The 12,482-nt window shown below is 45.2% G+C and carries 12 protein-coding genes; 2 read left to right on the top strand and 10 right to left on the bottom strand.

Annotated elements, in window-relative coordinates; translation table 11 throughout:
• Positions 1–6: 6 nt before the first annotated feature.
• The gene (locus tag A4R26_RS33130; RefSeq protein ID WP_081171294.1) at positions 7–480 is read right to left on the bottom strand and encodes a DinB family protein; all 474 of its coding nucleotides are present in this window, start codon (positions 478–480) and stop codon (positions 7–9) included.
• 299 nt (positions 481–779) lie between these two features.
• Entirely contained in the window at positions 780–1,811 is a 1,032-nt protein-coding gene (locus A4R26_RS33125) for a radical SAM/SPASM domain-containing protein (RefSeq protein WP_081171293.1), read from the bottom strand.
• 136 nt (positions 1,812–1,947) lie between these two features.
• Here A4R26_RS33125 and A4R26_RS33120 point away from each other — a divergent pair, with 136 nt between their 5' ends.
• Complete coding sequence (locus tag A4R26_RS33120) at positions 1,948–2,721, top strand: glycoside hydrolase family 25 protein (protein WP_081171291.1); 774 nt, start codon at positions 1,948–1,950, stop codon at positions 2,719–2,721.
• 359 nt (positions 2,722–3,080) lie between these two features.
• Positions 3,081–3,317 (top strand): hypothetical protein, encoded by a 237-nt coding sequence (locus tag A4R26_RS33115; RefSeq protein WP_133054859.1) that lies wholly within the window; start codon positions 3,081–3,083, stop codon positions 3,315–3,317.
• A gap of 306 nt (positions 3,318–3,623) precedes the next feature.
• On the opposite strand, the gene A4R26_RS33105 is transcribed toward A4R26_RS33115, so the two are convergent.
• The 8 genes from A4R26_RS33105 to A4R26_RS33070 all read right to left on the bottom strand — a co-directional run bounded on the left by A4R26_RS33105 (position 3,624) and on the right by A4R26_RS33070 (position 12,478).
• Positions 3,624–4,481, bottom strand: a complete 858-nt coding sequence (locus A4R26_RS33105; protein ID WP_081171285.1) for a DUF6089 family protein — start codon at positions 4,479–4,481, stop codon at positions 3,624–3,626.
• A gap of 184 nt (positions 4,482–4,665) precedes the next feature.
• Positions 4,666–5,580, bottom strand: coding sequence for a prohibitin family protein (locus A4R26_RS33100; RefSeq protein ID WP_081171283.1), 915 nt, complete (start codon positions 5,578–5,580; stop codon positions 4,666–4,668).
• 147 nt (positions 5,581–5,727) lie between these two features.
• Complete coding sequence (locus A4R26_RS33095; RefSeq protein ID WP_081171281.1) at positions 5,728–6,153, bottom strand: YybH family protein; 426 nt, start codon at positions 6,151–6,153, stop codon at positions 5,728–5,730.
• A gap of 89 nt (positions 6,154–6,242) precedes the next feature.
• Complete coding sequence (locus A4R26_RS33090; RefSeq protein ID WP_081171279.1) at positions 6,243–7,115, bottom strand: sugar phosphate isomerase/epimerase family protein; 873 nt, start codon at positions 7,113–7,115, stop codon at positions 6,243–6,245.
• 99 nt (positions 7,116–7,214) lie between these two features.
• Entirely contained in the window at positions 7,215–7,790 is a 576-nt protein-coding gene (locus A4R26_RS33085) for a gluconate 2-dehydrogenase subunit 3 family protein (protein ID WP_081171277.1), read from the bottom strand.
• A 125-nt stretch (positions 7,791–7,915) separates the two neighbouring features.
• Positions 7,916–9,631: a GMC oxidoreductase gene (locus A4R26_RS33080; RefSeq protein ID WP_081171275.1), complete on the bottom strand. Its 1,716-nt coding sequence runs from the start codon at positions 9,629–9,631 to the stop codon at positions 7,916–7,918.
• A 225-nt stretch (positions 9,632–9,856) separates the two neighbouring features.
• Entirely contained in the window at positions 9,857–11,536 is a 1,680-nt protein-coding gene (locus A4R26_RS33075) for a GMC oxidoreductase (RefSeq protein ID WP_081171273.1), read from the bottom strand.
• A gap of 51 nt (positions 11,537–11,587) precedes the next feature.
• Positions 11,588–12,478, bottom strand: coding sequence for a hydroxypyruvate isomerase family protein (locus tag A4R26_RS33070; protein ID WP_081171271.1), 891 nt, complete (start codon positions 12,476–12,478; stop codon positions 11,588–11,590).
• Between the last annotated feature and the right edge of the window lie 4 nt (positions 12,479–12,482).

The following is a 12,482-nucleotide window of genomic DNA, read 5'->3' as shown; positions in this document are numbered from 1 at the left end:
ATAATGTTACCCAGGGGCGGTCGACCTCGTTAGCATAAAAATGCTGAATAAATGATGCGCTTCATGCAGCAGGAAAAACTCAGTCCATTCGGCAATGGTCAACAACCCGTATTTAGGGTGGCGTCCGGTTTTACGAACCGACGCATCGGTTAAGCCAAAAAGATAATTAGTAATATCGGTTCGTTGCGATCTCAGACCATCAAGCAATTCACTTAACGGTCTCTTGCAATCTGCGATAAATGCCGGGTCATTATCGGCTATATACCGCCCGAACAATGGATCATTTTCCTGCTGTATAATTTGCATCCGCTGCAAAAAAACAGGCTGATACGAAACCAGGTGGGCTACCTGTTCAAACGGACTCCATTTATCGTTATGTATACGTTGCCGCAATTGTTCTTCTGAAAATCCATTCAACAATTCATAAATGGTTTCATGCTGATTTTGCAACCGGCTACAAACAGATGCAGACAAGGACATGTTAATTACGATTTAACTTGTTCTGCGGTCAGGCATGGGGAGGATCAGGTTTTCCTTGGTTTAGTTTCAGCTGCACGCGCCAGCTGTTTTATGTTGGGATTTGTTCCCGGGTTGTAAGGGGTTTTATCTGGTCTGGTCTACAGGGCTGACCTGTTATACTGCTAAACCTATTTTGTTTTTCGAAATTACATTATTTCTTATTCCATTACCACTTTTACATCGACTATTCCACGTTTTTCATTACTCTTACCCAACTCACATTATATACTTTCACTTATCATATAGGGATTTCCGCAAAACTAATCGCCCCATACTCTTGTACCCTCACTGCAATTGGCGCAAATGTCAATATTTTTTCGTCCCAACAGCACCTGCTCCCGAAATCGTTTATACTTATCGTTATGCCAAACCTCTTTAAAGCTTTTTCCCTTCAGGTCGCCCAGCGGATGTTGGGCGTCTTTATCAAAACAGCAGGGTACTACCAGTCCATCCCAGCTTATAACCGTTGCATGCCATAACCGCCAGCAATGGTTACTGAGGGCATTCTTTATTTCCATTTCCCCCTGTTTGTTGCGGCGGTAGCGGCTGAACCGGCTAATGGTCGGTATCAGTTTATTGGGGTCGTTCCCGTAATCATATACCTGGGCTGTTTTAAACCGCACTTCATCTACCCCAATTTCTTTAGCCAGCCGCTTTACGTCTTCTATCTGATGCTCGTTAGGTTTTACAACCAGGAACTGGAAAAACACGAACGGCGTTTTACTCTTTAATTCCTTTTTCCACTTAACTATATTCTTTGCCCCCTCCAGTACCTTATGCAATTTTCCGCCCACCCTGTATTGCTGATAAACATCCTGGGTAGTTCCGTCGATAGAAATGATCAACCTGTCTAACCCGCTTTCTACCGTTTTACGGGCATTTTCTTCGGTAAGGTAATGCGCATTGGTCGATGTGGCTGTATATATACCTTTTTCCGATGCATACTTTACCATCTCAAGAAAAGCCGGGTTCAGATACGGTTCGCCCTGGAAATAAAATACCAGGTACAGCAGATCGCGCGACAACTGATCGATCGTCTGTCGAAAAAAATCGTTTTGTAACATCCCGGTGGGGCGGGTAAACGCCCGTAAACCACTGGGACATTCCGGACAACGCAAATTACATGAAGTGGTAGGCTCGAAAGAAATAGAGATCGGGTAACCCCATTGAACAGGCTTGCCGGTGATTTTACTTATATAATAACTACTTAAAACCTTACCAGCATTCCATGCCCGGCGGGGTGTTAACCTCGATATCAAATTGAAACTATCGTGCCAGTTAATTGCGGGCATAGAAGTGTAAAATTAGGGTTCGGCGGCTTAAAGACAATGTTTTATGTACGGATACGTTTAAAAGAGTTAAATTTTTCCACTTCAACAGATTATATCATCGCTTTGTTTAAGCGCTCCAATATATTTGTGAAACCTTATGGCAAATAAAAAAAAGGTAGCCATTGTTTGGAAGATCGTCGTTAGCCTGATCGTAGCAGCAACCATTTTCATGCTGGTATTCAGGGCGTATGAATGGTGGCAGGAACGAAGAGCTCATTTTACCCGGTATGAAGCATTTGGCATTGAAATTCCCACCCGTTATACAATTCATGGCATCGATGTAAGCCGCTACCAGGAAACTATCGACTGGGAAAGCGTAAAATCGATGAATGTAGAAGGCGTAAAAATGGGTTTTACCTTTATAAAGGCTACAGAAGGCGTTGAAAGCCAGGACCGCTTTTTTAAACGGAACTGGAAGAGAGCCAAAGAGGCCGGTATGGCCCGCGGCGCCTATCATTTTTTTATAGCTACAAAAAACGGAAAAGCACAGGCCGAGCATTTCATTAAAACGGTTGAACTGCGGCCAGGCGACCTGCCGCCCGTGCTCGATGTGGAAGCCACCTACGGCGTACCCTGGAAAAAGGTACGCGAAAGGGTGAAGGAATGGCTGGCAACAGTTGAAAACTACTACGGAGTTAAACCCATCATATACGCCAATGTTGATTTTTACCAGCAGGTGCTGAAAGATGAATTCGACGGCTATCCCTTATGGGTAGCGCATTACCTGCAGAAAGAAAAACCCCGTATTTACCGCGACTGGCATTTCTGGCAATACAGCGAGCAAGGCCATGTAAACGGGATCTTCTGTAAGGTCGATTTCAACGCGTTTAGCGGTGATTCCACCGATTTCAAGAATTTACTGATCAATTAACGCGAAAGCGTGCGCCCGTTGAACCAATTTGCCTTCACAACATGTAATTTTATTGTTGGCTTTATTGGTTTCTGCTATCGTTTAAGCGGGCACATGGGCATGTTTTTCTTTTGAATGACAGAAAATGTTTTTTGTGTGCGTTTTAGAAATAATTTGATAGTGCAATTCTTTTTGAGCAAGAAAAAGGAACAGGGGCGCGGAACTTTTTTCAATGCGCTTAAAAAATTTTCAGGGACGCCATTTTTTTGGATGAAGAAATACCTGGTGATAAAAATTTTAGCGGGGCACAAAATACCCGGGAACTTTCTTCTTTTCTGAAATTGAGTTGTTATTCTACAATCAATAATAATTTTTTCAGTATGAGCATGATGGAAGATGATGTCAGGGATTTTCTGAAACGGATCGTTTGGACGGTTTCGTCGGGGTTCTTATGGCTTACCATCACGCTGGGCATAGGCGCGTACAATGATCTGCTGGTACCTAACCCACGTATTAGCATAGGCAATATTATTTTCTACATCTGGGGAGTGGGCAGCCTTGCGGCGCTGATCTATATGTATACGCGCATCTGGAAGAAGAAATTTCCGCATGGGTAGAATACAGCTGCAAGCCGTAAGCCGTAAGCCGCAAGCTGTAAGCCGCAAGCCAATACAAATACAGGCTAAAGGCGAAGGACTAAAGCCCCAAGCGAATACAATACAGCTGCACGCCACACGCCATGCGCGAATACAGACATTGGACGTACAAACAACCTACCGCCTTCTGTATTTCACTTCTACATTCTACATTGAAAATTCGATATTCAACATTCAATATTCTCTCATTCGTTTCCCAAAAAAAAGGCTTCCTCATAAAAAGGAAGCCTGAAAATATTATAAAATGGCTTTATTTCTTCCCGGTGGTTAAAACCTTGTAGCCGGACAACCAACTTTTTTATCTCTATGGTAGGCAGGTAATCCTGCTATGCGTCTGTAGGTATCAAAAAACAGTCCGCGAACAGTAACGGTAAGGGCCATGTAATAATAACCGTCTTTTACCCCTGAACCGCCACGGGGTGTTTTGGCTGCAGGATATGCACCGGCGCCAACCTCATCGCCACGGTAAGCCAGGTCAACTGCCGTTTGCCCTTTTGCAGCAAGCAACGCACCCTGATCGGCATATTCGGTACTCACATCATCGAGGTGATCGGTAAATAATTTGCGATAACCCATTTCCAGTCCAACCCGCAGGTCTTCACTGATCACATACGTAGCGCCAATGCCCAATGGAATATTCAATTGGGTCAATTTATATTCTTTCACCCCGGGTATTACACCCTGCCCCTCGGTGCTGAGGGGTTTCAGGAAAGTTTTTGCCCCATCGGCATTGCGGGTGAACGGGTTAAAATGGTATACACCCAAACCGGCATAAATATAGGGTGTGAACCACGAGTTGTTCAGGCTTAAAATATTGTATTGCATGCCCAGCTCCCATTCAAACAGCCGGGTTTGAAAGTTCAGGTTGCGCGCCTGCATGCTGGCGGTACCTTTTTTATCGTCGCCCTGCAGGGAGGTTAGCGTGAAGTAGGTACGGGCGGTAAAATGTTCCGACAGGTCGTATTGGGCGCCCAATGAGCCCAGGAATTTGGCTTGTTTTAAAGTAATGTTCTTCGATTGCAGATCACCCTGATAGTTAGCAATACCCACACGAGCCGAAAAATGGAAATTCTGAGCGGTTGTTGCCAGGGGCCAGCAACATAAGAGCATGATAATCTTTCTCATTAATATTCAATTAGGATATAATCTGTTCAGGCGCACAAATCTACGGTTTGGTTGACACCCTTAAACGGTTTGACAGTTATTTTATTACTCCCGCACCCCCGTTCAATTGGCGGGGGTAGCACCGAAACATTGAATATTGAGCGCAGGGCGAGCCACTTTGAAAGGTAACCCGCCCCGTTAACGATTACTGCTTCGCGTCCAGGATCACCGGCGTATTTCCCCTGCCCATGATCACCATTTTGGCATTGCCCGAGGCCGCCAGGTCCTTCATGGCCTTTATTTGCTCATACTGCAACTGGCGGTCGGTAAGGCTTTCATTTATGATACGCTGGTAATCGGAAATACCCTGCGCTTCTACGCGTTTGCGTTCTGCCTCCTGCCGTTCTTTGGCCAGTACAAACTGCATTTTTTGAGCATCCTGTTCGGCGGTGATCTTTTGTTCAATGGCCGTTTTAACCATTTGCGGCAGTGTTATATTGCGCACCAGTAATTGTTCAAGTACCAGGCCGCGGCTTTTGAAATCGGTTTCTATACTTTTAAAAATACGGGCCTGAAATTCATCGCGTTTCGAAGAGTACAACGATACCGCTTCATAGTAAACCGCATTATCGCGGATCTTGGTGCGGGTAAGCGGGCGAACTACCTTGTCGGTATAATTCAAACCGATTTCGCGAACGATATTGGGCGCATCGGCAGGCAATACCCTGTACAAAACCGTGAGATCAATAATAACTTCAAGCCCATCGGCGGTAAGGGCGCGAATGGCGTCATCGTTCGATTTCTGGCCTTCGTCATGCACGCCGCTCATTGTGTAATTCTGGGTTTTAACGTCCATTTCCTCAACTACAAGCAAAGGATTTATAAAGTGCAGCCCACTGCTCAACACATCGTTCTGCACCTTACCGAAGAGCTTTTTTACACCCACTTCACCTGCTTCGATCTGGATAACGCAGGAAATAAGGACCCCAATTAGAATAATTATACCGCCGATGATACGAATGGGCAGGGAAAAACGCCTGTACCTGTAATTCCATTCGCTATTACGAACTATCGCCAGTCCAACAAGAAATACGATAATCCCGATAATTATAAGAGCCATAATTGTATGGTTTAAGTTCGCCCAATATGGCCGCCATCGATTGTGGTTGTCATAACGGTGCAAACGAGGTTAAAATGTTAAGCAGTTACTGCACATTGAAAAGTTATCGCCAGGGTTTCCCTGTTATCGCATTATCAAATCATCACATTAACTGCTATGGTCAGCGACTATTACCCAGCTTCCGTCTACCTTTCTGAAAAGCAGATCGTAGTGGCCGCCCACGTCGCCAATTGTTCTTTTCAAATGCCATTTTCCAACAACGTAGTAATAATCGCGGGAGAGGCGTTGTACTTTAACGAGGTCAAAAACCAGGGTACCCATTGCTTCGGCACTGCCGTAATTTTTTTTGTAATTCATTAGTGTATTCTGGTACCCATACGTTACACCGCTTTTGCCAATAAACATTAAAGAGTCGTGTTTCCAGTACCCTTTCATGAATGCTTCTATATTTCCGGCGTTCCAGGCAACGGTTTGATCGCTGAGTATTTTGCGAATGGCCAGTTCGTCTTTATCCTGCGCCCGGGTTTGCTGTAATAAGAAAAAGGCGAGAATAAACAGAGGCAAACTTCTCATAATATGTGTAGTTTGTTTAAAGTTAAGCAATAAAAAAAACCCGGAAGCAGTAAACTGTCTCCGGGTTTGCTGATATGTGAGATAACATTTTACAACTTCAGCTTCTTCATATACGCCGCATCTGCGGCAGCGCTTTTCAGCGGGGTGCTGTTATCATAACGCTCCTGCTCAACGATGAAATATTCCATGCCTTTTGAAGTGCTGGCTTTCAGGATCTTTTTGAAATCGATATTGCCTACCCCCAGGTCGATCGATGCATCGTGATCGCCGGCAGCGGCATCTTTTTTCCTGTCTTTCACATGGCACAGTTTCCAGCGGCCGGGATATTTGTCCAGCCAGGCAATAGGATCTGCACCGGCAGTTACCACCCAGTAAATATCCATTTCAAAATCAACAGTGTCTTTGTTGGTGTTTTGCATCAATATATCCTGCGGTAACTGGCCTTCCATTGTTTCAAAGCTGTAGCCATGATTGTGATAGGCGAACTTCAATCCGTTCTTTTTACAGATCTCGCCGCAGGCATTGAACTTTTCAGCAGCCCTTTTAAAATCATCGAGCGACTTGTTTGCACCGCCAAGGCTCGGACAAATCAAATATTTCATCCCTATTTCACCGGCCTGCGCTGCCTTTGTTTCGAAATCATTGTTGATATTACAATGGCTCGAAACGATGGTCATGCCCAGTTCATCCATATATTTTTTGAACTCTTTATTGCTCATACCCCAAAACATACCCTGCTTGCCTTCATAGCTTTCAATTTGTTTATAGCCAAAGGAAGCTACCTGTTTCAATACGCCTTTGGGATCGTTCGGCAAATCGGTGCGGAGGGAATACAACTGCAAACCAAATTTTTTAATGCTTCCTTTGGATGCAAAGTCATCCATAGAGAAGGCCGATCTTCCGATTAATAACCCCGACGCCAGTGTTCCGGTTGCTTTGAGAAAACTTCTTCTGTTCTGCATGAAATTGGTTGTTTATTTAATCCTGTAAAACATCAAATGATGAATGCCAAAGTGATTTCACTTCTACATTCATCATTTATAATTCAATATGTAAAATTTTTATAAGGCCCAGGCTTTGTCGCCTTTTTTATAAGGAATGCACGCATCGAAGCGGCCGGGAACCGGCACATAGCGCAATGCCTGTGTAGCGCCGGGTTCAGAAGTGAAGTAACCCAACAGGGTCAACTGTTTCATCAATGTAAAGAAGTGCGGATCGTCTTCTTTATTTTTATTCTTTGCGTGTTCTTTTTGTTCTTTGTCGAGTTCGGTCAGCAGTTGTTTGCGTTGTTCGGGGGTGATCTTCATAAATGCGTTGCCACCGAATTTTTTCCTGCTGTCTTCGTTGATCTTATTCATGCCATCCAGAAATACTTTCTGGTTCTTTTCATCATAGCAGTCTTTTACCATAACGGTCATGAATGTACCCACCTTCGCAGCTTTGGCGCCGGGCGTATCGGTAGCAGGGATAATTGTCTCCGCTACTTCATCAAGGTAAGCAATATCGTCAGCAGTAAAGTCAACAGACTGTCCAACCTTTTTATCGGAACTGGTGCAACCGCTCAGAAAGAATTCAGCCCCGATCACCGTTCCCCCCAACAACAAAGCAACACGGGATAATGCGTCTCTTCTGTTCATAATTATTAATTTGAAGTATGAATCGTTTTGAGAATTTGATTATTAAAAACAACTTTTAGCCGTTCAACCTGGCTTACATTACTTTTGAGCCCCGCATAAAAACATTATCACATCAGCTAATTGACTTACAGGTTTCCTTTCTTCAATTCATTCACCGCAAAATCAGCAGCTCTTGCCGTAAGCGCCATATACGTTAACGATGGGTTCTGGCAGGCCGATGATGACATACATGCGCCATCGGTAATGAACACATTCTTTACATCATGCATCTGGTTATTGCCGTTCAGCACAGATGTTTTAGGATCTCTTCCCATCCGGGCCGTACCCATTTCGTGGATACAAAATCCGGGCGGCGGATCGTTATCGAATGTTTTTACGTTTTTCAGTCCTGCTTTTTCCAACATCTCTGCCGCACTATCTATCATGTCTTTGCGCATGATCTTTTCATTTTCCCTGAACTCACAATCGATATCGAGCGTTGGCAGCCCGTATTTATCTTTTTTGTCTTTGTTCAATGTTACCTTGTTCTCATAATAGGGTAAGTGTTCGCCCCATGAGCCCAGTTGCATCGTCCAGTTACCGGGTTCGGTAAGCGCTTCTTTCAGTTCAATACCTATTCCATCTGCGTTACTTACTCTTCCGCGCTGAGCGCCGCCCTGGTAACCAAAACCGCGTACATAATCGCTGCGTTTTGTACGGTCGTTCACATTCCTGAAACGCGGAACATATATACCATTCGGTCTTCTGCCATAATAATACTGATCGGCGAAGCCCTCGTATTCTCCTCTGGCGCCCACTCCGTAGTGGTGGTCCATAAGGTTATGGCCTACCTGCTGGCTGCTGTTACCAAAACCATTCGGGAAAACATCCGACACGGAGTGTAACAGAATTTGTGCAGTGCCAAGGGTAGAAGCGTTCAGGAATACTATTTTGGCATAATACTCTTCGGTTTTCATGGTTTCCGCATCGAGGATGCGTACGCCGGTAGCCCGCCTTTTATCTTTATCGTACAGTACGTCGAGCACTATCGAGTTTGGCCGCAGGGTAAGATTTCCGGTGGCTTTGGCAGCAGGCAGGGTAGCCGAATTACTGCTGAAATAACCTCCGAACGGACAACCCTGGTGGCATTTATTGCGATACTGGCACGGACCGCGATCACCCACCTGTTTTGTATGGTTGGCAGAACGGCCCATGATCATTACCCGGTCAGAATAATTCTGCTTTAAGCTGGCAGCCACATGCTTTTCGAGGCAATTCATTTCCATTGCAGGTAAAAACTCCCCATCGGGCAAATGCGCGAGGCCATCTTTATTACCATTTATACCGGCGAACTTCTCTACATAACTGTACCACGATGCCAGGTCTTTGTAGCGAATGGGCCAGTCGACCCCATGCCCGTCTTTTGCATTGGCTTCAAAGTCGAGGTCGCTCCAGCGATAGCTTTGACGGCCCCACATCAGTGAGCGGCCGCCCACATGGTAACCACGGATCCACCAGAACTTTTTAACCTGGGTATATGGATTCTCTATATCGTTGACAAAGAACTTTTTAGAAACCTCATCATAAGCATAACACTTGCTTTGAATGGGACTATTCTTTTTATCTTCTTCAGTTTGTTTCAAATGGTGGGGCAGTTCCCAGATGTTCTTTTCTGTTCCCGCATAGTCTTTAATGTGTTCAACATTTCTACCCCGTTCCAGCACCAGTGTTTTCAAACCTTTTTCGCATAATTCCTTGGCGGCCCAGCCACCACTTATACCTGAACCTACTACAATGGCATCATACGTATTTTGTGTAGTCGCTTTTGTGTTTAGGTGTACGTTTAAAGAGTCTCCCGGCATGTTCACTAATTTGATAATGTGATAACTCGAAAATGTGATAATTGAAATACAGGATTATAGACGATTTCAATTTATAATATGGCAGCATGTAATTTAAATAATTTTTTTAATTGTCTTTTCAACAACAAACTGCCGGCTTTTAATTATTCTCTTCGAAATGGATGCATTATCACAACCTGTCCCGCTTTGCGGGATTATCCAATTATCGAATTATCACATTCTGTTTTATATGTTACCTTTCTTTAATTCACTCACAGCATGTTCGGCGGCGCGGGCCGTCAATGCCATGTATGTAAGTGAAGGGTTTACGCAGGCGGCGGAGGTCATGCAGGCGCCGTCTGTTACGTATACGTTGGGCGCGTCCCAAACCTGGTTGTGCGCATTGAGCACCGATGTTTTACGGTCTTTACCCATCCGGGCCGTACCCATTTCATGAATGCCCATGCCCATGAAGTAATCACTTTCAGTGCCTTTTACGTCCTTCAATCCGGCGGCTGTGAGCATTTCAATGGCATCGTTTTTCATATCGACGCGCATTTTCTTTTCATTCTCCTTCAATTCACAGTCGATGGCCAGAACGGGAAGGCCCCATTTGTCTTTTTTCGTTTTATCGAGCGAGATCTTGTTTTCGTGGTAAGGCAGTATTTCACCGAAGGCGGTCATCCCCATCGACCAGGGGCCTGGCTCTGTCAATGCGTTCTTCAGTTCGGCGCCAATATTCATTTCAGCGATCAGGCGGTTCCAACCCTGGCGGCTGGCGCCACCCTGGTAGCCGAAACCACGGGTATAATCTCTTTTATCGCTGCCAACATTGCGGAAACGCGGTATATAGAAGCCTGTTGGCCGGCGGCCGAAATAGTATTTGTCTTCGTACCCTTCAGCAATTCCTTCGGCGCCTACTCTGAAATGGTGGTCCATAACATTGTGGCCCAATTCGCCGCTGCTGCTGCCCAAACCGCCGGGCCATATGTCGGTGGCGGAATTGAACAGCACCCAGGTACTGTTGAAAGCCGAAGCGCAAAGGAAAACCACTTTCGATTTGAACTCGTAGGTCTTATTTTCCTGTGCATCCATCACTTCTACACCGGTGGCTTTTTTCTTGTCTTTATCGTACAACACTTTTGTTACAATAGAGAAAGGACGCAGCGTAAGATTGCCGGTTGCCATGGCTGCCGGTAATGTAGAGGACTGTGTGCTGAAATAACCGCCGAACGGACAACCCAGCCAGCACTTGTTACGGAACTGGCATTTGGTTCTACCCGGTAATTCCTGCGTAATATTGGCCACCCGGCCTATAAATAGATGTCGCGATCCCTTGTAGTGTTCTTTAAGGCGGGCAGCTACATCTTTTTCAACACAGTTCAGTTCCATGCCCGGTTGAAATTGTCCGTCGGGAAGCACGGCAAGACCTTCCTTGCTGCCGCTGATGCCGGCGAATTTTTCAACATAATCGTACCAGGGCGCTATTTCTCTATAGCGGATAGGCCAGTCTACGGCTGTGCCTTCTTTGGCGTTCGCTTCAAAATCGAGATCGCTAAAGCGATAGCTTTGACGGCCCCACATCAGCGAACGGCCGCCAACGTGATAACCGCGAAACCAGTCGAACCGTTTTGTTTCGGTATACGGACAATCCTTTTCGTTTGTCCAGTAATTGAGGTTGGTTTCATTGAGCGGATAATCCCTGTTCAATACGGGATAGTCCTTTATCATTTCCTGGGTTTTGCCGCCGCGATGTGGAAATTCCCAGGGGGCTTTATTGGCGTTTTCGTAACCTTTTATATGTTCAATATTTTCGCCGCGTTCAAGCAACAATACTTTCAATCCTTTTTCGGTAAGCTCTTTTGCAGCCCAGCCGCCACTGATACCCGAGCCAACTACAATAGCATCATAAACATTATCTGCCATAGTTCAATCGTTTTTATTTAAAAAGAAAGACGTGAGAATTAATAACAGGTACTATACATCACAGATCTTAATCGCTTTTTCAAGCGATACCAGCTTTTCTTCATTCGTTTTGCGGGCCGGTATGAACTCCTGCGCCACATAACCTTTGAACCCGGTTTCGAGAATGGCCTTCATGATGGCCGGGTAATACAGTTCCTGCGTTTCGTCAATTTCATTTCTGCCCGGAACACCGCCGGTATGGTAATGCGCAATGTATTGGTGATTGTCTTTGATGGTGCGAATGACATCACCCTCATCTATCTGCATATGATAGATGTCGTACAATAATTTGAAGTTCTCCGATCCTATGCGTTTTGCCAGTTCCACGCCCCAGGCGGTTTTATCGCACTGGTAGTCTTTGTGGTTTACTTTACTGTTTAGCAGTTCCATTACAAGAACCACATTATTCTTTTCGGCGATGCTCATGACCTGTTTCAAACCTTCTGCACAATTGTTCCACCCGGTTTCATCGTCTATACCGCGCCGGTTTCCGCTGAAGCAAATAAGGTTTTTATACCCAGCTTTTGCAACCAGGGGAATCATTTCGGTATAGTTCTTTATCAGTTGTGTGTGGAATTTTTTATCGTTCCAGCCGTCTACCAGGTTTATTTCTGCACCGTTGCACATGGAAGAGAACAGACCGTGTTGTTTCAAAACAGGCCAGTCTTTGGGGCCAACGAGGTCAATTGCGCTGATTCCCATTTTTTTGGCAGCAGCAGCAAATTCATCCAGTGGAATAGAACTGTAGCACCAGCGGCACACAGCATGGTTGATATTTCCTTTCAAGGCGGTTGATTTAGTTTCTTCGGGAGTGGTAAAAGACGAAAGCATATTTGCGGTACCCAGGGCGGCAGTACCCGCTACCAGGTTTTTAATGGCAACTCGCCGCGATTGATTGGCCATGTTT

This window comes from Niastella populi (assembly GCF_002078015.1).
Lineage (GTDB): Bacteria > Bacteroidota > Bacteroidia > Chitinophagales > Chitinophagaceae > Niastella > Niastella populi.
Note: the sequence above shows the minus strand (reverse complement) of the source record. Positions and strands in the feature narration are given on the sequence as shown.

What these genes read in the sequence shown, in the direction of transcription:
- A4R26_RS33125 (WP_081171293.1), bottom strand. Translation starts at nt 1,811, where the DNA reads ATGCCCGCAATTAACTGGCACGATAGTTTCAATTTGATATCGAGGTTA.
- A4R26_RS33105 (WP_081171285.1), bottom strand. Translation starts at nt 4,481, where the DNA reads ATGAGAAAGATTATCATGCTCTTATGTTGCTGGCCCCTGGCAACAACC.
- A4R26_RS33120 (WP_081171291.1), top strand. Translation starts at nt 1,948, where the DNA reads ATGGCAAATAAAAAAAAGGTAGCCATTGTTTGGAAGATCGTCGTTAGC.
- A4R26_RS33085 (WP_081171277.1), bottom strand. Translation starts at nt 7,790, where the DNA reads ATGAACAGAAGAGACGCATTATCCCGTGTTGCTTTGTTGTTGGGGGGA.
- A4R26_RS33090 (WP_081171279.1), bottom strand. Translation starts at nt 7,115, where the DNA reads ATGCAGAACAGAAGAAGTTTTCTCAAAGCAACCGGAACACTGGCGTCG.
- A4R26_RS33095 (WP_081171281.1), bottom strand. Translation starts at nt 6,153, where the DNA reads ATGAGAAGTTTGCCTCTGTTTATTCTCGCCTTTTTCTTATTACAGCAA.
- A4R26_RS33115 (WP_133054859.1), top strand. Translation starts at nt 3,081, where the DNA reads ATGAGCATGATGGAAGATGATGTCAGGGATTTTCTGAAACGGATCGTT.
- A4R26_RS33075 (WP_081171273.1), bottom strand. Translation starts at nt 11,536, where the DNA reads ATGGCAGATAATGTTTATGATGCTATTGTAGTTGGCTCGGGTATCAGT.
- A4R26_RS33100 (WP_081171283.1), bottom strand. Translation starts at nt 5,580, where the DNA reads ATGGCTCTTATAATTATCGGGATTATCGTATTTCTTGTTGGACTGGCG.
- A4R26_RS33130 (WP_081171294.1), bottom strand. Translation starts at nt 480, where the DNA reads ATGTCCTTGTCTGCATCTGTTTGTAGCCGGTTGCAAAATCAGCATGAA.
- A4R26_RS33080 (WP_081171275.1), bottom strand. Translation starts at nt 9,631, where the DNA reads ATGCCGGGAGACTCTTTAAACGTACACCTAAACACAAAAGCGACTACA.
- A4R26_RS33070 (WP_081171271.1), bottom strand. Translation starts at nt 12,478, where the DNA reads ATGGCCAATCAATCGCGGCGAGTTGCCATTAAAAACCTGGTAGCGGGT.